Here is a 22,364-nt window from a genome sequence, read left to right as displayed (position 1 = left end):
CGGATCTAGCCTTTCCCTGATGAACGACGTGGCCGGATGTGCCTGATCATCAGGAGCCGGCTGTCAGGATCAATCAGACTGTCTGTTTGTACCAGATCCAGATCCCAAGCGTGAGACGCTTGCGTGATCTCCTCGCGGAAATTCTTTCCTTTGTGGAAAATCGCCGTGGCACCCCGGGCGACAAACGGTTCCGCATAGCCGCACAGCACCGTCAGATCCGCCAGTGCCCGGGCCGAAACCGCTTCCACCGGCGCATCGAACCCTTCCGCCAGATCCTCGATCCGCACGGCATGGACCTCCGCCGGGCAGCCGGTTTCCCGGATCACCGCGCGCAGGAACCCCGCCTTGCGCTGGTTGCTCTCCACCAGATGCACCCGACCCGGCGCCTCCTCTTCCATCAACAGGATTGCCGTGACCAGGCCGGGGAACCCGGCGCCGCTGCCGAGATCGACCCAATGCCGCGCCTCCGGCAACAGCCGCGCAACCTGAATGCTGTCGCCCACATGCCGGCGCCAGACCTCACGAAGGGTCGAGGGCGCGACCAGGTTCTGCGCCCTCTGCCAGCGCAACAGCAAGGCCACATAGATGGCTAGGCGCTCTTGTGTTTCACGTGAAACGGCGAGAGGTCCGTGAAGCATCTCCGGCCCATCGACCGCCGCTGGCGGTATCGGTCGGCTCATGCCGCCCCCCTGTCGTTGCCTTGGCCCCTGCCCTCGCCGCGACGCACATGGGCGAGCAGCAGGGTCAGCGCGGCCGGCGTCACCCCGTCGATCCGCGCCGCCTGGCCAAGGGTTTCCGGTCGCACCGCTTCCAGCTTCTGCCGCGCCTCATTGGAAAGCCCTCGCAGGGCGCCATAGTCGAGATCCACCGGCAGAGCCAACGCCTCATCGCGCCGCAGCGCCTCGATATCCGCCGACTGCCGCTTGAGGTAAACCGCATAAAGCGCGTCGATCGCCACCTGTCCGGCGATCTTCGGATCGAGCCCGCCGAGCGCCTCCGGCCAGACAGCGCGCAGCCGCACAAGGTCGATGTCCGGATAGGACAGCAGCTCGAAGGCCGAGCGCCGCACCCCATCCTGGTTGATCGGCAGACCGGCGCGCCGCCCTTCCTCCGGCGTCAGTGTCAATGCCTTGAGCTGTGCGGTCGCCGCCTCCAGCTCCCGGCATTTCGTTTCGAAAGCGACTCGACGGTCCGAGCCGATGCAGCCGACCTCAAGACCAATAGGCGTCAACCGCTGGTCCGCATTGTCCGCCCGCAGCGACAGCCGGTACTCGGCGCGGGAGGTGAACATCCGATAGGGCTCGGACACACCGCAGGTCACCAGATCGTCGATCATCACGCCGATGTAGCCATCCGCCCGGCCGAACACCAGCGGCGCGCGGCCACCGACCTTGAGCGCGGCATTGAGCCCGGCGACCAGCCCCTGTGCCGCCGCCTCCTCATATCCGGTGGTGCCGTTGATCTGGCCGGCAAGATAGAGCCCCGGCAGCTTCTGCGTCTCCAGGGTCCGGTTCAGCTCGCGCGGGTCGATGTGATCGTATTCGATGGCGTATCCCGGCCGGAACACCGCCACCTGCTCCAATCCGGGAATGGTGCGCAAGAAGGCGTGCTGCACATCTTCCGGCAGCGAGGTCGAAATGCCGTTCGGATAGACCGTGGGATCGTCGAGCCCTTCCGGCTCCAGGAAGATCTGATGACCATCCCGCTCGCCGAACCGAACCACCTTGTCCTCGATCGACGGGCAGTAGCGCGGCCCCTGCCCGGTGATCCCGCCGGAGTACATCGCCGAGCGATGCAGATTGTCGCGAATGATCTCGTGGGTCTTCGCGGTGGTGCGGGTGATGTGGCAGGAGATCTGCGGCGTCTCGATCGCCGTCGTCAGGGTCGAAAATGGTTCCGGATCCGAATCCCCTGGCTGTTCGGCCAACCGCGCCCAATCGATGGTGCGCCCATCCAGCCGTGCCGGCGTTCCGGTCTTCAGCCGTCCGAGCGAGAACCCGACGGCGAGCAGCGACTCCGCCAGCCGCACCGCCGGCGCCTCATCCGCGCGCCCGGCGGGGATCTGCTGGTCGCCCAGATGAATGACACCGCGCAGGAAGGTGCCGGTGGTCAGGACCACCGCGCCAGCGGTAAGCGTCGTGCCATCCACCAGCCCGATGCCGGAGACACGGCCACCGTCGACCAGAAGCTCACCGGCCTCCCCCTCGATCACCGTGAGATTGTCGGTCTCGCGGATCGCCGCCTGCATGGCGGCGCGGTAAAGCGCGCGGTCGGCTTGGGCGCGCGGGCCGCGCACCGCCGGTCCCTTGCGCCGGTTCAGAAGTCGAAACTGAATGCCGGCGCGATCCGCCACCCTACCCATCAGCCCGTCGAGCGCGTCCACCTCGCGCACCAGATGCCCCTTGCCGAGACCGCCGATGGCCGGATTGCAGGACATCACGCCGATGGTGTCGAAGCGATGGGTCACCAGCGCGGTGGCCGCGCCGAGCCGGGCGCTCGCCGCCGCCGCCTCGCAGCCCGCATGGCCGCCGCCGATGACGATCACGTCATATGCGCGATTGAAGCCGGACACCCTCTACTCCTTCATTGCTCATCCCTGAGCCGGCCCAGGTTTTGCCGGCGGGATGGCCGGACCGCGCTCCGGTCCAACTCACCTGATCCCGCGCAATCACCCGACCGAAGGCCAGCCGACACCAACGCAGGGCAACCACCTCCCCTGCCGGGGTGGGCCGAAAACGCCGGGTCCTGTGCGCGAAAAGCCTTTTCTGATTATCCAATCCCCGGCGAAGGGTCAAAGCCATTCCTGCACTGCCCGGCGCGAAAATGGCGGACGCAATGCGTGGCGATCCCTTGATCGCGGCGGTGGCGGAGCGCCCAGCAGGCGGCAAGGGCACCGGATCTGGCCCCACTTTGACGATCATTTCGCAGGAGTCTTCATTCCGGGAGGGAATCGACCGAGGATTCCCCCTGTTTCACGTGAAACAGTTTGTTTACTTTCCGATACAAAATTCCCGGAAAATCACGTCGAGCAGATCCTCGACGCCGACCCGTCCGGCAATGCGGCCGAGCGCATCGGCGGCACGGCGCAGGTCCTCCGCCCGGATTTCCAGCGGACGATTGTCGTCGAGCGACAGGCTCAAAGCCTGCCGGCAAGCGTCGAGATGCGCGCGGTGCCTCTCGCGCGTCGCCAGCGGGTCGGCCAGGTTGCCCGCACTCGCCTCGGCAAAATCGCCAAGCGCGTCGATCAACCCGTCGAGCCCACCGGGCGCGACCACCGACACATGATGTCGCGCGGCCAGCGTCAGCTCCTGCGGCGCCCCACTGCCCTCCGGGGCGGTGCCACCCAGGTCGGCCTTGGTGGCCACCTGCCAGATCGGCGCGGTCAGCTCGGTCAGCTCCAAAGGCAAGGCGCTCCCCGGCGCCGCATCCCCTGGCGCGCACAACAGCAGCACCAGATCGGCGGCCGCCGCGCGGGCGAGCCCGCGGCGAATGCCCTCCGCCTCGACCAGACCGTCGGTTTCGCGCAGGCCCGCCGTGTCGATCAGCGTCACCGCAAAGCCGCGCAGGTCGAGATGCACTTCCAACAGATCGCGGGTGGTTCCCGCCTCCGGGGTAACGATGGCCACATCGCGCCGCGCCAGCGCATTAAGCAGACTGGACTTGCCCGCATTGGGCCGGCCGAGCAGCACCACCTGCAAGCCGCCGCGCACCCGCTCCGCTCCGCGCGACCGGTCGAGATGCCGGTCCAGCGTGGCAAGCAGATCCGCGACCTCCGGCCAGATCGTGGCCGACACGCCCTCGGGCACATCCTCCTCATCGGCGAAATCGAAATCCGCTTCGATCAACGCGCGAATGCGTACGATCCGCCGCCGCCATTCCTCATAGAGCCGGCCGAGTTCGCCGCTCATCTGCCGCATGGCCAGCTTGCGCTGTGCCTCGGTCTCCGCCGCGATCAGATCGGCGAGCCCTTCCACCTCGGTGAGATCCAGCCGGTTGTTGTCGAACGCGCGGCGGGTAAAGGCTCCTGCCTCCGCCGGCTGCAGACCCGGCAACCGCGCCAGCGCCGCGAGCACGGCGGCCACCACCGCGCGCCCGCCATGGCAGTGAAACTCGACCACATCCTCGCCCGTGAAGCTGGCCGGACCGGGGAACCATAGCACCAGAACCTGGTCGATCACCTCGCCATCCAGCCCGTCGCGAAAGGCGCGCAAGGCCGCACGGCGCGGGGCAGGCAAGGCCCCGGTCAAGGTTTCGCAGGCGAATCGAGCCTTCGGCCCGGACACCCGGATCACCGCGACGCCGGCCGGCACCGGGCCGCTGGAAAGGGCAAAAATCGTCTCGTCGGTCAAGCGGCTCACTCACATCATACCGGCAGCGCACGGGTCTTTGCCCCGGATCGTCATCAGGCCTTGCTGTGCCGCCATCATGCCTTAGGTTCGGGACATATCCCGCTTTTCCTCCTGATACCCGGGAAGCCCATGTCCGACAACCGCCTTGCCGACGCCACCAGCCCCTACCTGCTCCAGCACAAGGACAACCCGGTCGCCTGGCGTCCCTGGGGCCGGGAGGCACTGGAAGAGGCGCGCGCCGCCAACAAGCCGATCCTTCTGTCCATCGGCTACGCCTCCTGCCACTGGTGCCATGTGATGGCCCATGAAAGCTTCGAGGATGAAGCGGTGGCGGAGGTGATGAACCGGCATTTCATCAACATCAAGGTCGACCGGGAGGAGCGGCCCGACGTCGACCAGATCTACATGAGCGCGCTGCATGCGCTCGGCGAACAAGGCGGCTGGCCACTGACCATGTTCCTGACCTCCGAGGCAGAGCCCTTCTGGGGCGGCACCTACTTTCCGCGCGATGCCCGCTGGGGTCGTCCCGGTTTCGTCGAGGTGCTGGAGGCGGTTGCTCGCGCCTACCGAACGGACCGGACGCGAATCGACGGCAATCGGACCGCCCTGATGACCGAGCTGACCCGAACGGCGGAGCGAGCCGGGGCCCCTGCCCTGCCGCGGGGCCTGGTGGCGCAGGCCAGTGAGCGACTAGCCGCCATGATCGACCCGCAGCACGGCGGCATTCGCGGTGCGCCGAAATTTCCGCAAAGCGCGGTGATGGAACTGATCTGGCGCGGTGCCCTGCGGCGGGCCAGTGCCCGGCAGAAAACACTGTGTCTCACCAGTCTCCGGCAAATGAGCCAGGGCGGCATCTACGATCACATCGGTGGCGGTCTGGCGCGCTATTCGGTGGATGAGCGTTGGCTGGTGCCGCATTTCGAGAAGATGCTTTACGACAACGCCCAGTATCTCAGCGATCTGGCCCGGGCGCACAATGCCACCGGCGAGGAATTGTTCCGAAGGCGAATCGAGGAGACCATCGGCTGGCTGCAGCGGGAAATGGCGGTGGAGGGCGGTTTCGCCGCCAGCCTCGACGCGGACAGCGAGGGTGAGGAAGGCAAATACTACGTCTGGACACCGACCGAGATCGCCGACCTGCTTGGAGAAAAAGCGGTGATTGCGTTCAGCCGGGTCTATGACATCACACCGGCCGGCAACTTCGAGGGCCGCAACATCCCCAACCGGCTCGACCCCGATCAAGCCCCCTCGCCGCCGATCGATGAGGACACCCTCGCCAACTGGCGCCAGACCCTTCTGACCGCGCGCGAGATGCGGATCGCCCCGGCTCGGGACGACAAGATCCTCACCGACTGGAACGGCCTGACCATCGCCGGTCTTGCCGAGGCGGCAAACAGTGTTTCACGTGAATCCTGGCGCGATCTCGCAATGTCTGCCTATCGCTTCATCATGACCACCATGGCCGACCGGCAAGGCCGCCTTGCCCACGCCCACCGGGACGGTCGCCAGACCCGCCCGGGCTTTGCCAGCGATCACGCCGCCATGATGAAGGCGGCGATTGCGCTCGCCGAGACCGCCACCGACGACGCTGAGGCCGAGGCCCTGATCGATGATGCGGCCGGCCTCGCCGACCGTCTGCAGCAGGACTACGCCCATGCCCAGGGCGGATACTATCTGACCGCCGCCGCGGCCGACGATCTGATCCTTCGGCCCTATACGGCCAATGATGAGGCGACACCGAATGCCAATGCGGTGGCCGCCGAGGCGCTGATCCGGCTCTGGCACCTGACCGGCGACGACATCTACAGGGCCCGCGCCGACGCGATCTTCACCGCCTTCGCCAGCGGCATCACCCGCAACGTCTTTGCCACTGCGGCCCTGCTCAACGCCCTCGACACGCGCGAAAACGGGATGCTGGCGGTGATCGTTGCGGCCGAAGGGGCAACCGAGGACGTCTTGCAATCACCCCTCCACGCCGCCATGAGGGCATTGGCGGACCCTTCCATAATCCGCCGGCAGGTCACCGGCACCATCGCCTTCCCGTTCTCTCACCCGCTGCACGGCAAGACCGCAATCGAGGGACGGGAAACCCTCTATCTTTGCCGCGAAGGGCTGTGCTCCCCGCCGCTGACCGACCCGGCCCGGATCCCGGAAACGGTCAGCGCCCTGCGTCGGGGCTGAGCACGCCGCGCCGCCAGGTGGCCCGCGACAGCCGGTAAAGCACATGCGATGCCAGCGGGTGATCGGCCGTGAGCATCGGATGCAGGAAATCCTCCGCCGGATCCCGGGTCATTCCCAGGCGTTCCATCACCTTGCGCGACCTGTCGTTGCCAATGAAGGTGAAGGAGACGATCTCCTCAAGGCCCAGCGTTTCGAAGCCGAATCGGAGCCAGGCGCGCGCCGCCTCGCTGGCATAGCCCTTTCCCCAGGCGCCGCGCGACAGGCGCCAGCCGATCTCAACGCACGGATCGAATGGCAAAGGCACCGGATAGGCCGGCCGGTTCAGGCCGACAAAGCCGAGAAAGCGCCCGCTGGCCTTTTCCTCAATCGGCTGAAAGCAGACACCAGCTTCCGCCGTCCGCTGCCGCGCCTTCGCGATCATCGCGTCGCTTTCAGCCGTGGTCAGCGGAGCGGGAAAATAGCGCATCACCTCCGCATCCGCGTTCAGCCGGGCAAAGGGTTCGCTGTCTTGCTCGCGCCACGGCCGCAGCCGCAAACGCTCGGTTATCAGCTCCATTGTGTGGTCCTCACTTCCTTCCGGATCCGAATCCAGTTGATTCACGTGAAACAGTGCACACAAAAACACCCGCACCGGAGGACCCGGCGCGGGTGAGCATGATGACGAAGCCCCGTAAGGGGCGTCCTCCCGGACGACGCGCATGCGGAGATCCGGGATCGGCGAGGCACGACCTCGGTTCCAGTCTCGTTGAGACGCCTGTCTTTTGGCTCCCCGATCCCGGGTCGTGCTGACGCTTGCCCGGGATGACGCAGAGGGTACCTAGCCTTTATCCGCAGTCCGACCCGCGCCAAGTCCTGGCGCGGGTGTTTCACGTGAATCTTCAAACACTCTGACATCGAGCCGGCCGCGTCCTCCTCCCTCCAGGGGCAATCAGACGCGGCGGCCGATGCCTCAGGTGTTCATGCTGTCGAAGAAATCCTCGTTCGACTTGGTCTGGCGCAGCTTATCGAGCAGGAACTCGATGGCATCCACCGTTCCCATCGGATTGAGGATCCGGCGCAGCACATACATCTTCTTGAGCTGCTGCGGCTCGACCAGCAGCTCCTCCTTGCGAGTGCCGGAACGCTGAATGTCGATCGCCGGGAAGACGCGCTTGTCGGAGATCTTGCGGTCGAGGATGATCTCGGAGTTGCCGGTTCCCTTGAACTCCTCGAAAATCACTTCGTCCATCCGGCTGCCGGTGTCGATCAGCGCGGTGGCGATGATGGTGAGCGAACCGCCCTCCTCGATGTTCCGCGCCGCACCGAAGAAGCGCTTCGGCCGCTGCAGGGCGTTGGCGTCGACACCACCGGTCAGCACCTTGCCCGAGGAGGGAACAACCGTGTTGTAGGCACGGCCCAGACGGGTGATGGAATCCAAGAGGATCACCACGTCGCGGCCATGTTCCACCAGCCGCTTGGCCTTTTCGATCACCATCTCGGCGACCTGGACGTGACGCACCGCCGGTTCGTCGAAGGTCGAGGAAACGACCTCGCCGTTCACCGTGCGCTGCATGTCGGTGACCTCTTCGGGCCGCTCGTCGATCAACAGCACGATGAGATAGCATTCGGGATGATTGGTGGTGATCGCCTTGGCGATGTTCTGCAGAAAGACCGTCTTACCGGTCCGCGGCGGCGCCGTGATCAGCCCGCGCTGCCCCTTGCCGAGCGGGGCGACCAGGTCGATGACCCTGGCCGAGAAATCCTTGCCGTTCGGGCTTTCGACTTCCATTTTCAGCCGCTCATCCGGGTAGAGCGGGGTCAGATTGTCGAAATGCACCTTGTGGCGCGCTTTGTCCGGATCCTCGAAATTGATCTTGTTGACCTTGAGCAGCGCGAAGTAGCGCTCGCCATCCTTCGGGCTGCGGATCTCCCCCTCGACCGTATCACCCGTGCGCAACGAAAAGCGCCGGATCTGGGAGGGAGAAATATAGATATCGTCCGGCCCGGGAAGATAGTTGGCATCCGGGGAGCGGAGGAAGCCAAATCCGTCCTGAAGAACCTCGACCACCCCTTCGCCGATAATATCGACATCCTGGGCTGCAAGCTGTTTCAGGATCGCAAACATCAGCTCCTGCTTGCGCATGGTGCTTGCGTTCTCGACTTCATGCTCCTCGGCAAAGCTGAGCAGCTCGGTCGGTGTTTTGATCTTCAGATCAGAGAGTTTCATTTCCCGCATGGGCAAGGGATGGTCTTCTGTTGGAGGGATGCTTGATCGCCGGGCCCAACGCCGCACTGCGGGTCGGGTTCATGGAATAGGGATCGGAAGTATCTGCGGATTTTCAGCCGACGCCAAATCGGGTCAACCTGACTTCCGTAACGTCCTTTGACAGGAGCAGGAAACCATTTCCGCAGGATGTGAGGATGCTGGAATTTACAGTTATTCAGAATGAAGCGCAAGCGGCATTTGCAGCGCTTATAGATATGAATGCGATTTCACGACAGATATCATCGGGGAAAACCGTTAATTTTCCCCACCAGGATCAAAAAGGCTTCAAGACCACCAGTATCACCACACCGATCATCAGCACAGTCGGCACTTCGTTGATGATCCGGTAATGGCGGTCGGCGCGCTGATTCGCGTCCGCAGCGAACACGCCGACGCATTTAGCCAGATAAGTATGATAAAGGGTCATCAGGACAACGAGGGTCAGCTTGGCGTGAAACCAGCCATCGCTGAGGAACCCGCCCTCATAGGCGACCCACAGGCCGAAGATCCAGCTCGCCATCATCGCCGGCCGCATGATCGCCTTGAGAAGGCGCCGTTCCATCACCTTGAACAATTCGCTCTGCGGCGAGCCCACCGCGACCTGTGCGTGATAGACGAACAGGCGCGGCAGATAGAACAGCGCCGCCATCCAGGCGATCACCGACATGATGTGAAAGGCTTTCAGCCAGAGATACAGCATCGTCCGCTCACATGGGATCCGGCGCGGCTCGCACCTGGTCGATCATCCGCGCGACATTGTCCGGATCCGCATCCGGTGTCACCCCGTGACCGAGATTGAAGACGAGCGGCCCCTTGCCCAGGTTGGCAAGCACCTGATCGACGCCTTCGCGCAAGGCCTCGCCGCCGGCCACCAGCCGCATCGGATCGAGATTTCCCTGCACCGGAACCTTGCTCTGGACCTGGCGCGCCAGATCCGCCGGCACCGTCCAGTCGAGACCGACCGCATCCACACCGGTCCCAGTGATGAATGTCTCGAGCCGGGCGGCCGACGCTTTGGGAAAGCCGATGATGCGCGCATCGGGAATTTCCTTGCGCACGCCTTCGACGATCCGCCGGGTCGGTTCGATCGACCAGCGCTTGAACCCGGCATCGTCGAGAACGCCCGCCCAGGTGTCGAAGATCTGCACCGCATCAGCACCGGCCTTCAACTGGCGCACCAGATACCGGATCGAGGCCGGAACCAGCGCGTCGATGAAGGACTGCATCAAGGCCGGGTCGCGATAGGCGCCGACCCGAGCCGCGGTCTGGTCGGCGGTGGTGTGGCCGGCGACCGAATAACAGGCCACCGTCCAGGGCGCGCCGCAGAAACCGAGCAGGGTCGTCTCCTCGGGCAATTCGCTGCGCAGCCGCCGAACGGTTTCGATAACCGGATCGAGATGGCCCACTGCCCGCTCCTGGTCGAGCCGCGAAACAAGCTCGGAGGACAGCGGCTCCAGAACCGGACCGCGCCCTTCCTCAAAGCGCACCGGATACCCAAGCGCATCTGGAACGACGAAAATGTCGGAAAACAGAATGGCGGCATCGAAGCCATAGCGCCGGATCGGCTGCAATGTGACCTCGGTGGCGAGATCCGTGTCGTAGCAGAACTCGAGGAAATTGCTCTTGTTCGCGCGGGTCGCGCGATACTCGGGGAGGTATCTGCCCGCCTGTCGCATCATCCAGACCGGAGGCGGCCAGAGCCTTTCTCCAGCCAGAACCCGCATCACTCTCCGCGATCTGGAGTCAGTCACAGATAACTCCCTTTTAAAAAGAAAGAATCCTTGAAAAGGATTCTGTTTATTCTGTTTGTCACTGGACAACCGGGATTACCGATTATCGACACTGGTCCACATGACTCATTCAGGTCGGGACTGTCGAGCATTTTTCGGGACGGCGTTTCGTCGCAATCCGGTGATATCGTCATAATCGCAATAAAATCAGCCCTTTGAAACTCCGTTAACCATCTGTTAACGATTTGTCGTCTGTTGATGAGCTGGGGAGCGGCGCGGAACAATCGCGTCATCCACACAAATGAAAATCGTTTCGGCGAAGCGGCGCCCGCGCCTGTGCGCTGTTGATTGTTTTCGCGCTTCGGGCATCCTGATCAGGTGACCTGGGCAAAAATGGGGAGTTATCGACTCCTGGACGGCGAAAGGCTGACGACGCGGGGATAATATCTTGGGTAAGAGTCGTAACTTCTTCCATTTGCACCTGGTTTCGGACTCCACCGGTGAAACCCTGATGACGGTCGCGCGGGCGGCGACGGCGCAATACGAAGACGTCGAAGCGATCGAGCATGTCTATCCGCTGGTCCGCTCGGCCCGGCAACTGGAGCAGGTGATCGGTGAGATCGAGGCCTCCCCCGGGATTGTGCTCTACACGCTGGTCGACACCGAGCTGGCGGAGCGGCTGGAACAGGCCGGACGTGGCAGCGCCTCGCCATGCGTCAACATCCTGTCGCCGGTGTTTTCCGTGTTCCAGTCCTATCTGAATGTGCGACTGACCGGGCGAGTCGGCGGCCAGCACGCGCTGGATGCGGATTATTTCCACCGCATCGATGCGCTGAATTTCACCATGCTGCATGACGATGGCCAGATCCCGGGAAATCTGGACGAGGCGGATGTGGTGTTGCTTGGCATCAGCCGAACGTCCAAGACGCCGACCTGCATCTATCTCGCCAATCGCGGTCTCAAGGCGGCGAACATTCCGATTGTGCCCGATATTCCGCTGCCGCCGCAGCTGTTCAGCGTGCGCCGGGCGATGGTGGTGGCCGTCATCGCCTCGGTGGAACGGATCCAGCAGGTGCGCCAGAACCGGATCCTGTCCCTGAACGCGGGCAGTTTCGCCAATGAAACCTATCTCGACCGCCGCCAGATCGCCCGGGAGATCGCCACCACCCGCAAGCTCTGCGCCGAACGCGGCTGGCCGGTGATCGACGTCACCCGCCGGTCGATCGAGGAGACGGCCGCGGAGATCATGAGCCTTTACCGGGCGCATAAATCGGCTCTGGTCGATCAGCTCACCTCTTGAGACATGCGAGGGGAAGGCGTTGCCAGCACCCTCCCCTCATTCTGCACATCACCTTCGTGAAAACCGGGGTTTTCTCATGACAGAACTCGTTCTTGCCAGCGGCAGCCGCATCCGCGCCGAGCTATTGCGAAATGCCGGTCTGAGTTTTGACATCGATCCGGCTCGGGTCGATGAGCGGGCGATTGAAGCGCCCTTGCTGGAAAGCGATTTCTCGCCGGAGGATATCGCCCAGGTGCTGGCCGAGGCAAAAGCGCAGGAGGTGAGCGAACGCCGGCCCGGCGCGTTGGTCATTGGTGCGGATCAAGTGCTTGATTTCGAAGGGGAACGACTGACGAAACCGGCGGATATGGAGGCCGCCCGGCGTCAGCTTCTGGCGATGTCTGGCAAGACCCATGCGCTGCATTCGGCCGCAGCGATCGCCCGCGATGGCCAGACCTTGTGGCGCAATATCGGCACGGTGCGGCTGACCATGCGACCATTCGGTCCGGAGTTCGTCGGCCGCTATCTCGCCGGGGTAGGCGAGATAGCGCTGACCAGCGTCGGCGCCTATCAGCTCGAAGGGCCGGGCATTCAGCTCTTCAGCGCCATCGACGGCGATTATTTCACCGTCCTCGGCCTGCCGCTGCTGCCGCTTTTAGGCGAATTGCGGGTGCTTGGAGCGATCGACGGATGACCCGGCGGGCTGCGATCACCGGCTATCCGGTCACCCACTCCCGCTCGCCGCTGGTGCATGGCTACTGGCTGAAGCTGCATGGCATCGACGGAAGTTACGAGCGTGTGGGCGTGCCGCCGGAAAGCGCGGAGGCGTTTTACCGCGATTTCGCAGCCTCCGGCCTCGTCGGCTGCAATGTGACGGTGCCGAACAAGGAGGTTGCCGCGCGGGCTTGCGATGATCTCGATGATGCGGCAAAGGCCATGGGCGCGGCCAATACGCTTTGGCTCGACGGAGCGGGCCGGCTGTGTGGTGCCAACACCGACGGCATCGGCTTTCTCGGCAATCTCGATCAGATGGCGCCGGGATGGGGTGAAAACCCCGGCGCGGCATTGGTGCTCGGCGCCGGCGGGGCGGCGCGCGCGATCGTGTGGGCATTGTTATCCCGGGGCATCGCACCTGTGTATATCGCCAACCGAACCGAGCAAAAGGCAAGGGATCTCGCCGCTCGTTTCGAGGGCGACTCGAAGGCGCTTTCCTGGGATAACATCGGGACAGTGCTGGAAAACGTTTCGCTCCTGGTCAACACCACCTCGCTGGGGATGGAAGGCCAGCCGCCGCTTGAGATCGATCTCGGCCCTCTGCCGACCGATGCGCTTGTCACCGACATCGTCTATGCGCCGCTGGAAACCCCCTTGCTGGCGGCGGCACGGGCGCGGGGCAACAAGGTGGTCGATGGGCTGGGCATGTTGCTGCATCAGGCCGTGCCCGGCTTTGAACGCTGGTTCGGCGTCAAGCCGCAGGTGACCGACGAGCTGCGCCGGCTGGTGCTGGCCGATCTGGGGATCGCACCATGATCGTGCTTGGCCTCACCGGCTCCATCGGCATGGGCAAATCGACCACGGCGACGATGTTCGCCGAGGCGGGCGCCGCCGTCTATGACGCCGATGCGGCGGTTCACGCGCTTTATCGTGGTGCTGCCGTGCCCTTGATCGAGGCGGCGTTTCCCGGCACCACCCGGGACGGGACCGTGGATCGCCAGGCGCTGTCGGCCAAGGTGATGGGCGATGGGGCGGCGATGACCCGGCTGGAGGGGATCGTTCATCCGCTGGTGCGCGGAAGTGAAACCGCGTTTCTCGACAAGGCCCGGGCGGCCGGCGCGCGGGTGGCCGTGCTCGACATTCCGCTGTTGTTCGAGACCGGGGGCGAGGCGCGGGTCGATGCCAGCGTGGTGGTCACCGCCGCGCCTGAGGTGCAGCGCCAACGGGTGCTGGCGCGCCCGAACATGACGCCGGAGAGCTTTGCCGCGATCCTGTCGCGGCAGATGGCGGATGCGGACAAACGCCGGCGCGCGCATTTCCTGGTGGATACCGGGCGCGGCGTGGCGCCCGCCCGCCGCGCAGTACAAGGGATCCTGCGGGCGCTGTCCGCGTGTGAATAACCAGGTGCCTCTTGTGGGCAAGCTGGGGATAAGGCCGGGCGCGCGGCCTGCCGGCTTGTCTTCACCGGTGTGAGGGCCAAAAGTCGGCGCACGCCCTGCCACCCGCCATCAGCCGAAAGATCCCGGATGACCCGCGAAATCTCCTTCGATACGGAAACCACCGGCCTGAATCCCAGGGGTGGCGATCGGCTTGTCGAAATCGGCGGCGTGGAGCTGATCAACCATGTGCCGACCGGCCGCTCCTATCATGTCTATCTGAACCCCGAACGGGACATGCCGATCGAGGCGTTCAACGTGCATGGCCTGTCGGAGGAGTTTCTGGCCGACAAGCCGCTGTTTGCCGATGTGGCCGAGGAGTTTCTCGAATTTGTCGGCGACGGCTTGTTGGTGATCCACAACGCCTCCTTCGACATGGGCTTCATCAACATGGAGCTGGAGCGGGTCGGCCGGCCGCCGATCGCGAACGAGCAGGTGCTCGATACGCTGGCGCTGGCCCGGCGCAAGCATCCCGGCTCGCCGGCCTCGCTCGATGCCCTGTGTTCGCGCTACGGCATCGACAACTCGCGCCGGACCAAGCACGGCGCCTTGCTTGATGCGGAAATCCTCGCCGAGGTCTATCTTGAGCTGATCGGCGGCAAGCAGGCCGGTCTGGCGCTGATGGCGGAGGATGATGGCGCTGTCGGTGGCGACGGGACCCAGGACCGGGCGGCCGGGCCGGCGCTGCAGCGGCCGCAGCCGCTCCCCGCGCGCCTCACCGAAGCAGCCTTGGAGCAGCACAAGGCGTTCATCGCCGGCATGGGCGAGAAGGCGCTCTGGCGCGGCTACGACGCGGAGTAGCCGGCGTGGAAAAGAACCGGTGGCGACTCGAACCGGAGCCGAATCCATTCGGTGGGGCGCGCAAAACTTTTTGAAATCAGTACGATAACAAAAACCCGCGCGGACCGTCGGTCGGCGCGGGTTTTTGCGATCACAGCATGGAGGGCAGCACCCGGTCCGGCGGTCGGTGACCGTCCATGAAGGTCTTGATGTTGATGATGACCTTCTCGCCCATGTCGATGCGGCCTTCGATGGTGGCCGAGCCCATATGCGGCAACAGGACCACATTGTCGGAGTTGAGCAGCTTGGGATTGACGGCGGGCTCATGTTCGAACACGTCGAGGCCAGCACCGGCAAGCGCGCCGCTTTCAAGCTGCCGAATGAGGGCGTTTTCGTCGATCACCTCGCCGCGGGCGGTGTTGACGATATAGGCGCCCGGCTTCATCAGCTTGAGCCGGCGGCCGGAAAGAAGGTGATAGGTCGCCGGCGTGTGCGGGCAATGCACCGACACCACATCCATGCGCGCCAGCATCTGGTCGAGGCTGTCCCAATAGGTTGCCTCCAGCCGCTCTTCCACCTGCTCGGGCAGGCGCCGCCGGTTGTGATAGTGGATCGACATGCCGAAGGCCTTGGCGCGGCGGGCGACGGCCTGGCCGATGCGGCCCATGCCGATGATACCCAGGCGCTTGCCCCAGATCCGGTGGCCGAGCATCCAGGTCGGCGACCAGCCGCCCCATTCGCCCTGCTCCATCACCTTGATGCCTTCGGCAAGACGGCGCGGAACACTGAGGATCAGCGCCATGGTCATGTCGGCGGTGTCCTCGGTCAGGACGCCGGGGGTGTTGGTGACGGCGATGCCACGGTTGTTGGCGGTCACGACATCGATGTTGTCGACGCCATTGCCGAAATTGGCGATCAGCTTGAGATTGGGTCCAGCCTGGGACAGGATCGCGGCATCGATACGGTCGGTAACCGTCGGTACGATGACATCGGCGGTTTTCACCGCCTCGACCATATCGGCCTGGCTGAAGGGCCGGTCGACCTCGTTGAGGCGCGTTTCGAACAGTTCACGCATCCGTGTCTCGACGACATCCGGCAGTTTGCGTGTCACGACGACCAGCGGCTTTTTCTTGGGCATACTCCTCGCCTTCCGCGCTGTATTGAGGGCTCCTTAACCCTGTCTGTCCCACAATGGCATCGCCTCCGGACGGTTGGACCGATGCGTTTGTTCTCCTTAGCAGATGGTCCGCTCAAAACAAGGGAGACCGGCCGATTGATTTCCGTTGACGGGGGGCAAGTTCCGCATTTTTCGCCATCAAAAGGAACGAGTTGGGGCACAGACCAGCAGCACTGCCGCAGCGGAAACCACCCTGTTTCAGCGGAATTGACGCCAGACTTTGACGACGGCGTCCGAGAGACGTATTCCGGGCGCCAGGGGCTTGCTGGCGGGGTCTGATGGCCGGACCCGGCCGGCGTGAACACGAAACCGTCTCCAGCATCGCCGCGCCGATGCTGAGGGACATTCCGGAAAAAGAGGAAGCGCACAATGGCGGGATACCGGATGGGCAAGGCATTTTGGGGTCTTCTGACCATCATGCTGGTCGCCCTTGCCCAGGGATCCGCACCGGCCCTTTCCCAGAGCTCGACCACCGGTCAAAGCGGATTTCCGGTGCCGCGCTTCGTCAGCCTGAAATCCGACCGGGTCAATGTGCGGGTTGGACCGAGCCGGGACCACCGCGTCGATTGGATCTTCGTGCGCGCCGGACTGCCGGTCGAGATCGTGCAGGAATTCGACAACTGGCGCCGGATCCGCGACTGGGAAGGCGCCGAGGGCTGGGTGTTCCATTCGCTGCTGACCGGCCGCCGCACGGGCCTGGTGACCCCGTGGGAAGCCGCAGGGACCACACCGCTGCGCGCCGATGCACGCTCCGACGCGGCGATCCGCGCCGAACTTGAGCCCAATGTGCTGGTGGACGTGGACAGCTGCGAGGGCGGCTGGTGTTCCGTGTCGGCGCAAGGGTATTCGGGCTGGATCGATCAGACCCGGCTGTTCGGGGTCTATCCGGACGAAACCTTCGATTGAGGCGCCGTCCGGCGCCCTCCCCCCAAAACCCTACGCATACGAAAAACGGCCGCGCAATGGCGGCCGTGCGTATGATGGCAATGCCTCTGGGCTCGTCATCCCGGCCCCCGAGCCGGGATCGGGGAGCCAAAAGACGAGCATTTTCAAGAGATGAAAAGCGAAAGACCGTGCCTCGCCGGTCCCGGGTCGCGCTGACGCTTGCCCGGGAGGACGCGGTGTGTGGGCGCTGTCGTTTGGCCGCGATCTGGGCGGCTACACATATGAAAAACGGCCGCGCGGAGGCGGCCGTTTTGCGGAGGTTCAATTCAGCGCTTTGAAGCGAAAAGCGGTCAGTCCGCTTCCCGAGCCTGACGTGCCTGCGCTTCCTGCGCCTTCAGGGCGTCGAGCCGGGGCATCGACACCGTGTTGTAGCCGGAATCGACGAAGTGGATTTCGCCGGTGACGCCATTCGACAGACCCGACAGCAGGTAGAGAGCCGAGCCACCCACCTCATCAATGGTAACCGTCCGTCCGAGCGGCGAATGCTGCTTCTGGTAGTTGAACATCACCCGGGCATCGGACACGCCGGAGCCGGCGAGCGTGCGCACCGGTCCGGCGGAAATCGCGTTGACCCGGATGTTGTCGCTGCCGAAATCCATCGCCAGATAACGCACCGAGGATTCCAGCGCTGCCTTGGCCACGCCCATGACGTTGTAATTCGGCATGACCTTGGTCGACCCGCCATAGGTCAGCGTGATCATCGACCCGCCATCGGTCATCAGATCGGCCGCGCGCTTGGCGATTTCCGTGAAGGAGAAACAGGAAATCATCATGGTGCGCGCGAAGTTCTCGCGGGTGGTGTCCGCATAGCGCCCGCGCAGCTCCGACTTGTCGGAAAAGGCGATTGCGTGCACCAGGAAGTCGATCGAGCCCCACTTTTCCTTCAGTGTGTCGAACACCGCATCGACCGTGGCGATATCTTCCACGTCGCAGGGAAGCAGCAGATCGGCGCCAACGCTTTCGGCAAGCGGGCGAACCCGGCGGCCAAAGGCTTCGCCCTGATAGGTAAAGGCCAGCTCGGCGCCCTGATCGGCCAGCGCCTTGGCGATGCCCCAGGCGATCGAGTGATCGTTGGCGACGCCCATGACAAGACCGCGCTTGCCCTTCATAAGTCCAGACATTCTGGGCCCCTTAGCCGTGATAGCGCGAGAGCGCGAGGGAGGCATTGGTGCCCCCGAAACCGAAACTGTTGGACAGCACCGTGTCGAGCCCTGCGTTGTCGATCCGCTTCATTGCGATCTCGTCGGGGCTGAGCGCCGGATCGAGTTCGGTGATGTTGGCGGAGGCGGTGATGAAATCGTTCTGCATCATCAACAGGCAGTAGATCGCCTCATGCACGCCGGTGGCGCCAAGGCTGTGCCCCGTCAGCGACTTGGTGGAGGAAGCCACCGGCTGATCATCGCCGAACACCCGGCGGATCGCCTCGATCTCGCCAATGTCACCAACCGGCGTCGAGGTGCCATGGGTGTTGACGTAGTTGACCTTCCGGTCGCCGAGGGTCTCGGTGGCAAGACGCATGCAGCGCTCGCCGCCCTCGCCCGAGGGGGCAACCATGTCGTAACCGTCGGAATTGGCCGCATAGCCGGTGATCTCGGCATAGATCTTGGCGCCGCGCGCCTTGGCGTGCTCAAGCTCTTCCAGCACCACCACACCGCCGCCGCCGGCGATGACGAAGCCGTCGCGGGTGGCGTCATAGGGGCGCGAGGCAGTGGTCGGCGTGTCGTTGTACTTCGACGACATGGCGCCCATGGCGTCGAACAGGCAGGACAGGGTCCAGTCCAGTTCCTCGCCGCCGCCGGCAAACACGATGTCCTGCTTGCCCCACTGGATCTGCTCCGCGGCATTGCCGATGCAATGGGCCGAGGTCGAGCAGGCAGAGGTGATCGAGTAGTTGATGCCCTTGATCTTGAACGGCGTGGCGAGACAGGCCGAATTGGTCGAGCTCATGCCGCGGGTGACCATGAAGGGGCCCATGCGCTTGGGGGCGCCCTTCTCGATCACGATCTTGTGCGCCTGGAACAGGTTCTTGGTGGACGGACCGCCGGAGCCCATGATGAGGCCGGTGCGCGGGTGGGAGATCTCGCTCTCCTCAAGACCGCTGTCGGCGATTGCCTGCTGCATGGCCAGATAGTTGTAGGCCGCGCCATCGCCCATGAAGCGCAACTGGCGCTTGTCGATCTCGGCCGCCAGATCGATGTTCGGCATGCCATGCACCTGGCTGCGGAAGCCGTGTTCCACATAGTCCGGTGCGGCGCAGATGCCGGATTTGCCCTCGCGCAGGCTTTCCGTCACTTCCTGTGCCGAATTGCCGATCGAGGAAATGATCCCCAGTCCGGTTACAACCACCCGCCTCATCGCGGTCTCCCGTCTGTTTCGGACCGGGGCCACGATAGGGCACGACCCGGTCTCGTCTTCCTTGCCGGACCGATCCGCGCCGCGAAAGGCTGCGGGAACCGCCCCGGTGTTGTTGCTTCGCGCGGCCAAGCGACCGTCGTCCGCACACCGCAAGGGCACACCAACGGACCGGCGCACCTCCCCCAGATAGGAGGATGGGGGCGCGCGATCAATCGCGCTGGCCAATCATGGCGATCCGGGCGCGGCCGAAGGGGCGCGGTTACTCGGCGCGGAACAGTCCGACCCGCAGGTCCTTCGCCTGATAGATCGTCTCGCCATCGGCCTTCAGCCAGCCATCGGCAATGCCGAGCACCAGGCGGCCGCGCCGCAGCTTCTTGATGTCGATCCCGTATTCCACCAGCTTCACGTCCGGTGTCACCATCTTGGAGAACTTGATCTCGCCGGTCGAGATGGCGCGTCCCCGTCCCGGCTCGCCGAGCCAGCCGAGGAAGAAGCCGGTCATCTGCCACATGGCGTCGAGACCGAGGCAGCCCGGCATCACCGGATCGCCCTGAAAGTGGCAGGGGAAGAACCACAGGTCGGACTTGATATCGAGCTCGGCGCGCACGCAGCCCTTGCCATGCTCGCCGCCGTCTTCCGAAATTTCGGTGATCCGGTCGAACATCAGCATCGGCGGCAGCGGCAGCTGCGCGTTGCCAGGGCCAAACAGCTCGCCGCGTCCACAGGCAAGCAGGTCTTCGTAGGAGTAGCTCGATTGCCGCACTTTGGTTCCAATCCCGCAGTTCAAGGTTCGCTTCGCCTCCCGTTCCCGCAGGGCGGGACGGGGGAAAGTCTGTTTCTGCCCGCTTACTATCATAGGCCCTGACGCTCCGAAAGCCCGTGTGACCGCTGACTTGGCCACGCTTGCCGGTCGCATCGGCAATGCCGGATGGCGTTCGGCCGCCGGTTACCGGCAGAACACGGCAGGAGGCGGCCGATCCGCCTTGCGTTTGTCATCAGGACTTCCCAGATCGGAAACGTTTGCTATACTGGTGTTGCGAATGGTTCTCAACAAGCGGGGACCATACGTTTTGGGAGCTTGCAATTCGTGCCCCGGATGTGGCAGAAAACAGCCATTACGCAGGGTTTTCTGACGTTCCCGGCCCTCTCATGCTCTTGCCAGCGAGGTCGGGCCGCCACAAATCTCGGAGGGAACGGATTTGTTGGCATCATTGGCCGCTCGGCAGATCTTTATTGTGCAGTTTCGTAAGGAAGACACGTGACACAGACCCAGCTTCCGCATGACGTTCTGGAAATGCTTCGCGTCGCCGGCCTGCGGCCGACGCGGCAGCGTGTCGCATTGGCCGAATTGCTCTATTCCAAGGGTAACCGGCACATTTCCGCCGAACGCCTGCACGAGGAAGCCGAGGCCGCCGACGTTCCGGTGTCGTTGGCCACGGTCTACAACACCCTGCATCAGTTCACCGAGGCCGGCCTTTTGCGCGAGGTCGCGGTCGAAGGCACCAAGACCTATTTCGACACCAACACCGACGACCATCACCATTTCTTCATCGAGGGCGAGAACCGGGTGATCGACATTCCCGGATCGGGCGTTGCCATGACGGCGCTGCCGGCGGCGCCGGAGGGCATGGAGATCGTGCGGGTCGATGTGGTGGTGCGTCTGCGCCGCAAGGACGAGGACGGCGACCTGAGCGCCTGAGGCGCTGGTGAACCGCGTGGCCCCGCGCGGATCAGTCCGTTTTCTTCGCCTGTTTTCCCGCGTTCCGGGTCGTGTTCTCCGGGCTCTTGCACAGATCGGCGATCAGGCAGCGCTCGCACAACGGTTTGCGCGCCTTGCAGATGTAGCGCCCATGCAGGATCAGCCAGTGATGGGCGTGCAGCAGGAACTCCGGCGGCACCACCTTTTCCAGCGTGGTCTCCACCTCCAGGGGCGTCTTGCCCGGGGCGATGCCGATGCGGTTGGCCAGTCGGAACAGATGGGTATCGACGGCGATGGTCGGCTCGCCGAAGGCAATGTTCAGCACCACATTCGCGGTCTTGCGGCCAACGCCGGGTAGCTCTTCCAGCGCCGCCCGGTCGCGCGGCACCTCGCCGCCATGGCGCTCGATCAGCATCTGCGACAGCGCGATCACGTTCTTCGCCTTGTTGCGGTAAAGACCGATGGTCTTGATCGCATCGCGCAAGGCCTCCTCGCCGAGCGCGACCATCTTCTCCGGCGTGTCGACCTTGGCGAACAGCGGACGGGTCGCCTTGTTGACCCCCACATCGGTGGCCTGGGCGGAGAGCGCCACCGCAACCAGCAGGGTGTAGGGGTTGACGTAGTAGAGCTCGCCCTGCGGTTCCGGATTTGCGGCGTGGAAGCGGGCGAAGATCGCGTGAAGTTCCGCGCGGGTGTAGCGGGACCTGCTGCGCGCGCGCGGCTTTTTCCGGCTCGCGGGCTTTGCTGCTCCTGGTGCCTTGGTTGGCGTCTTTGCCGGCGCGTTGGCCGTGCTCTTGCCGGGGCTTGCAGCCGCTGCCGGCGGCGGCGTTTCGGAAAATTTCTGGTTCTCGCTCATGCCTTCTCTATACTTTCCCGTCATGAGCAACGGCAATCCGAAAACAGAGCGGGACATGTCGGGGACCGGGCCGGAGGATGCCGCCGATGCTCCGTTTTTCGCCGCCCTGCTGACCCCCTACCGCTCGCTCGGCACCACCGGCTTCAGCGTGCTGATGGCGGTGACCGGCGGTGTCTGCCTGATCGCCGGGCTGGGGTTTCTCGCGCTCGGCGCCTGGCCGGTGTTCGGCTTTCTCGGGCTGGATATCCTGCTCATCTATCTGGCGTTTCGCTGGAACTACAAGGCCGCCAACGCCTATGAGGAGGTGCAGGTCTCGCGCACCGAAATTCTGGTGCGCAAGGTCAATCCCCGGGGCGGGCACCGGGAATATCGCTTCAATCCGTTCTGGGCACGGCTTCATGTGCGCAAGGAAGAAGATGAAGGGGTGGTGCGGATCACCCTGGCCATGCGCGGTCAGAAGGTGGATATCGGCGGGTTCCTCAATCCGGAGGATCGCACCAGCTTCGCCGGGGCCTTGCAGGCGGCGCTCGCCGCCGCCCGCTCGGGCGGTCCCCTGCCCCCATCGCTGCCGCCGCCCCTGCCAACTGGCGCCGCCGGATAACCGGCGACGCGCGGTGG

Annotated in this window: 21 protein-coding genes; 9 read left to right on the top strand and 12 right to left on the bottom strand. The window is 64.3% G+C overall.

Translation table 11 applies throughout. The features are described from left to right. Positions 1-5 precede the first annotated feature (5 nt). From rsmG to mnmE, 3 genes are all read right to left on the bottom strand, one after another. The gene (rsmG, locus tag LC062_RS15195) at positions 6-680 is read right to left on the bottom strand and encodes a 16S rRNA (guanine(527)-N(7))-methyltransferase RsmG (RefSeq protein WP_224911884.1); all 675 of its coding nucleotides are present in this window, start codon (positions 678-680) and stop codon (positions 6-8) included. Further along, positions 677-2,572 (bottom strand): tRNA uridine-5-carboxymethylaminomethyl(34) synthesis enzyme MnmG, encoded by a 1,896-nt coding sequence (mnmG, locus tag LC062_RS15190; RefSeq protein WP_224911883.1) that lies wholly within the window; start codon positions 2,570-2,572, stop codon positions 677-679. Before mnmG ends, rsmG begins: the two co-directional genes overlap by 4 nt. Before the next feature lie 418 nt (positions 2,573-2,990). After that, positions 2,991-4,358: a tRNA uridine-5-carboxymethylaminomethyl(34) synthesis GTPase MnmE gene (gene mnmE, locus LC062_RS15185; protein ID WP_224911882.1), complete on the bottom strand. Its 1,368-nt coding sequence runs from the start codon at positions 4,356-4,358 to the stop codon at positions 2,991-2,993. A gap of 120 nt (positions 4,359-4,478) precedes the next feature. On the opposite strand from mnmE, the gene LC062_RS15180 reads away from it, so the two are divergent. Continuing rightward, on the top strand, positions 4,479-6,530 hold the full coding sequence (locus LC062_RS15180; protein ID WP_224911881.1) for a thioredoxin domain-containing protein: 2,052 nt from the start codon (positions 4,479-4,481) through the stop codon (positions 6,528-6,530). Here the strand turns inward: LC062_RS15180 and LC062_RS15175 are convergent. The 4 genes from LC062_RS15175 to hemE form a co-directional block, all read right to left on the bottom strand. After that, positions 6,508-7,086 carry a GNAT family N-acetyltransferase gene (locus tag LC062_RS15175; protein ID WP_224911880.1) on the bottom strand — a complete coding sequence of 193 codons (579 nt, stop codon included), beginning with the start codon at positions 7,084-7,086 and terminating at the stop codon, positions 6,508-6,510. The two genes, LC062_RS15180 and LC062_RS15175, sit on opposite strands and share 23 nt — an antisense overlap. A gap of 393 nt (positions 7,087-7,479) precedes the next feature. Further along, positions 7,480-8,745, bottom strand: coding sequence for a transcription termination factor Rho (gene rho / locus LC062_RS15170; protein WP_224911986.1), 1,266 nt, complete (start codon positions 8,743-8,745; stop codon positions 7,480-7,482). 304 nt (positions 8,746-9,049) lie between these two features. Further along, complete coding sequence (hemJ, locus tag LC062_RS15165) at positions 9,050-9,475, bottom strand: protoporphyrinogen oxidase HemJ (protein ID WP_224911879.1); 426 nt, start codon at positions 9,473-9,475, stop codon at positions 9,050-9,052. A gap of 7 nt (positions 9,476-9,482) precedes the next feature. Next, entirely contained in the window at positions 9,483-10,499 is a 1,017-nt protein-coding gene (hemE, locus tag LC062_RS15160) for a uroporphyrinogen decarboxylase (RefSeq protein ID WP_224911985.1), read from the bottom strand. A 454-nt stretch (positions 10,500-10,953) separates the two neighbouring features. Between hemE and LC062_RS15155 the strand changes: the two genes are divergently transcribed. The 5 genes from LC062_RS15155 (at position 10,954) to dnaQ (ending at position 14,735) form a co-directional block, all read left to right on the top strand. Next, on the top strand, positions 10,954-11,805 hold the full coding sequence (locus LC062_RS15155) for a pyruvate, water dikinase regulatory protein (RefSeq protein WP_224911878.1): 852 nt from the start codon (positions 10,954-10,956) through the stop codon (positions 11,803-11,805). A gap of 76 nt (positions 11,806-11,881) precedes the next feature. Then, positions 11,882-12,478, top strand: coding sequence for a Maf-like protein (locus LC062_RS15150; protein ID WP_224911877.1), 597 nt, complete (start codon positions 11,882-11,884; stop codon positions 12,476-12,478). Then, positions 12,475-13,314, top strand: a complete 840-nt coding sequence (locus tag LC062_RS15145) for a shikimate dehydrogenase (protein ID WP_224911876.1) — start codon at positions 12,475-12,477, stop codon at positions 13,312-13,314. Before LC062_RS15150 ends, LC062_RS15145 begins: the two co-directional genes overlap by 4 nt. Continuing rightward, complete coding sequence (gene coaE, locus LC062_RS15140) at positions 13,311-13,898, top strand: dephospho-CoA kinase (RefSeq protein WP_224911875.1); 588 nt, start codon at positions 13,311-13,313, stop codon at positions 13,896-13,898. Before LC062_RS15145 ends, coaE begins: the two co-directional genes overlap by 4 nt. Before the next feature lie 126 nt (positions 13,899-14,024). Beyond that, positions 14,025-14,735, top strand: coding sequence for a DNA polymerase III subunit epsilon (gene dnaQ, locus LC062_RS15135; RefSeq protein WP_224911874.1), 711 nt, complete (start codon positions 14,025-14,027; stop codon positions 14,733-14,735). A gap of 130 nt (positions 14,736-14,865) precedes the next feature. Here dnaQ and LC062_RS15130 read toward each other — a convergent pair whose 3' ends face one another. Then, a complete protein-coding gene (locus LC062_RS15130) occupies positions 14,866-15,852 on the bottom strand; it encodes a 2-hydroxyacid dehydrogenase (protein WP_224911873.1) in 987 nt (328 codons plus the stop codon). Positions 15,853-16,275: 423 nt separating this feature from the next. Here LC062_RS15130 and LC062_RS15125 point away from each other — a divergent pair, with 423 nt between their 5' ends. Beyond that, positions 16,276-16,797, top strand: a complete 522-nt coding sequence (locus LC062_RS15125) for an SH3 domain-containing protein (protein WP_224911872.1) — start codon at positions 16,276-16,278, stop codon at positions 16,795-16,797. 329 nt (positions 16,798-17,126) lie between these two features. On the opposite strand, the gene fabI is transcribed toward LC062_RS15125, so the two are convergent. The 3 genes from fabI to fabA all read right to left on the bottom strand — a co-directional run bounded on the left by fabI (position 17,127) and on the right by fabA (position 19,954). Next, positions 17,127-17,957, bottom strand: coding sequence for an enoyl-ACP reductase FabI (fabI, locus tag LC062_RS15120; protein ID WP_224911871.1), 831 nt, complete (start codon positions 17,955-17,957; stop codon positions 17,127-17,129). A 10-nt stretch (positions 17,958-17,967) separates the two neighbouring features. Continuing rightward, positions 17,968-19,191 carry a beta-ketoacyl-ACP synthase I gene (fabB, locus tag LC062_RS15115; RefSeq protein WP_224911870.1) on the bottom strand — a complete coding sequence of 408 codons (1,224 nt, stop codon included), beginning with the start codon at positions 19,189-19,191 and terminating at the stop codon, positions 17,968-17,970. A gap of 259 nt (positions 19,192-19,450) precedes the next feature. Beyond that, on the bottom strand, positions 19,451-19,954 hold the full coding sequence (fabA, locus tag LC062_RS15110) for a 3-hydroxyacyl-[acyl-carrier-protein] dehydratase FabA (protein ID WP_224911869.1): 504 nt from the start codon (positions 19,952-19,954) through the stop codon (positions 19,451-19,453). Positions 19,955-20,449: 495 nt separating this feature from the next. On the opposite strand from fabA, the gene irrA reads away from it, so the two are divergent. Continuing rightward, positions 20,450-20,890: an iron response transcriptional regulator IrrA gene (gene irrA, locus LC062_RS15105; RefSeq protein WP_342366166.1), complete on the top strand. Its 441-nt coding sequence runs from the start codon at positions 20,450-20,452 to the stop codon at positions 20,888-20,890. A 31-nt stretch (positions 20,891-20,921) separates the two neighbouring features. On the opposite strand, the gene nth is transcribed toward irrA, so the two are convergent. Next, positions 20,922-21,746 (bottom strand): endonuclease III, encoded by an 825-nt coding sequence (gene nth / locus LC062_RS15100; protein WP_224911868.1) that lies wholly within the window; start codon positions 21,744-21,746, stop codon positions 20,922-20,924. A gap of 55 nt (positions 21,747-21,801) precedes the next feature. Between nth and LC062_RS15095 the strand changes: the two genes are divergently transcribed. Next, the gene (locus LC062_RS15095) at positions 21,802-22,347 is read left to right on the top strand and encodes a DUF2244 domain-containing protein (protein WP_224911867.1); all 546 of its coding nucleotides are present in this window, start codon (positions 21,802-21,804) and stop codon (positions 22,345-22,347) included. Positions 22,348-22,364 lie beyond the last annotated feature (17 nt).

It is taken from the genome of Stappia indica (genome assembly GCF_020177335.1).
In the GTDB taxonomy this organism is placed as follows: domain Bacteria; phylum Pseudomonadota; class Alphaproteobacteria; order Rhizobiales; family Stappiaceae; genus Stappia; species Stappia indica_B.
Note: the sequence above shows the minus strand (reverse complement) of the source record. Positions and strands in the feature narration are given on the sequence as shown.

What these genes read in the sequence shown, in the direction of transcription:
- LC062_RS15175 (WP_224911880.1), bottom strand. Translation starts at nt 7,086, where the DNA reads ATGGAGCTGATAACCGAGCGTTTGCGGCTGCGGCCGTGGCGCGAGCAA.
- dnaQ (WP_224911874.1), top strand. Translation starts at nt 14,025, where the DNA reads ATGACCCGCGAAATCTCCTTCGATACGGAAACCACCGGCCTGAATCCC.
- rsmG (WP_224911884.1), bottom strand. Translation starts at nt 680, where the DNA reads ATGAGCCGACCGATACCGCCAGCGGCGGTCGATGGGCCGGAGATGCTT.
- LC062_RS15130 (WP_224911873.1), bottom strand. Translation starts at nt 15,852, where the DNA reads ATGCCCAAGAAAAAGCCGCTGGTCGTCGTGACACGCAAACTGCCGGAT.
- fabB (WP_224911870.1), bottom strand. Translation starts at nt 19,191, where the DNA reads ATGAGGCGGGTGGTTGTAACCGGACTGGGGATCATTTCCTCGATCGGC.
- LC062_RS15145 (WP_224911876.1), top strand. Translation starts at nt 12,475, where the DNA reads ATGACCCGGCGGGCTGCGATCACCGGCTATCCGGTCACCCACTCCCGC.
- LC062_RS15150 (WP_224911877.1), top strand. Translation starts at nt 11,882, where the DNA reads ATGACAGAACTCGTTCTTGCCAGCGGCAGCCGCATCCGCGCCGAGCTA.
- coaE (WP_224911875.1), top strand. Translation starts at nt 13,311, where the DNA reads ATGATCGTGCTTGGCCTCACCGGCTCCATCGGCATGGGCAAATCGACC.
- hemE (WP_224911985.1), bottom strand. Translation starts at nt 10,499, where the DNA reads ATGCGGGTTCTGGCTGGAGAAAGGCTCTGGCCGCCTCCGGTCTGGATG.
- LC062_RS15180 (WP_224911881.1), top strand. Translation starts at nt 4,479, where the DNA reads ATGTCCGACAACCGCCTTGCCGACGCCACCAGCCCCTACCTGCTCCAG.
- LC062_RS15125 (WP_224911872.1), top strand. Translation starts at nt 16,276, where the DNA reads ATGGGCAAGGCATTTTGGGGTCTTCTGACCATCATGCTGGTCGCCCTT.
- nth (WP_224911868.1), bottom strand. Translation starts at nt 21,746, where the DNA reads ATGAGCGAGAACCAGAAATTTTCCGAAACGCCGCCGCCGGCAGCGGCT.
- fabI (WP_224911871.1), bottom strand. Translation starts at nt 17,957, where the DNA reads ATGTCTGGACTTATGAAGGGCAAGCGCGGTCTTGTCATGGGCGTCGCC.
- LC062_RS15095 (WP_224911867.1), top strand. Translation starts at nt 21,802, where the DNA reads ATGTCGGGGACCGGGCCGGAGGATGCCGCCGATGCTCCGTTTTTCGCC.
- rho (WP_224911986.1), bottom strand. Translation starts at nt 8,745, where the DNA reads ATGCGGGAAATGAAACTCTCTGATCTGAAGATCAAAACACCGACCGAG.
- hemJ (WP_224911879.1), bottom strand. Translation starts at nt 9,475, where the DNA reads ATGCTGTATCTCTGGCTGAAAGCCTTTCACATCATGTCGGTGATCGCC.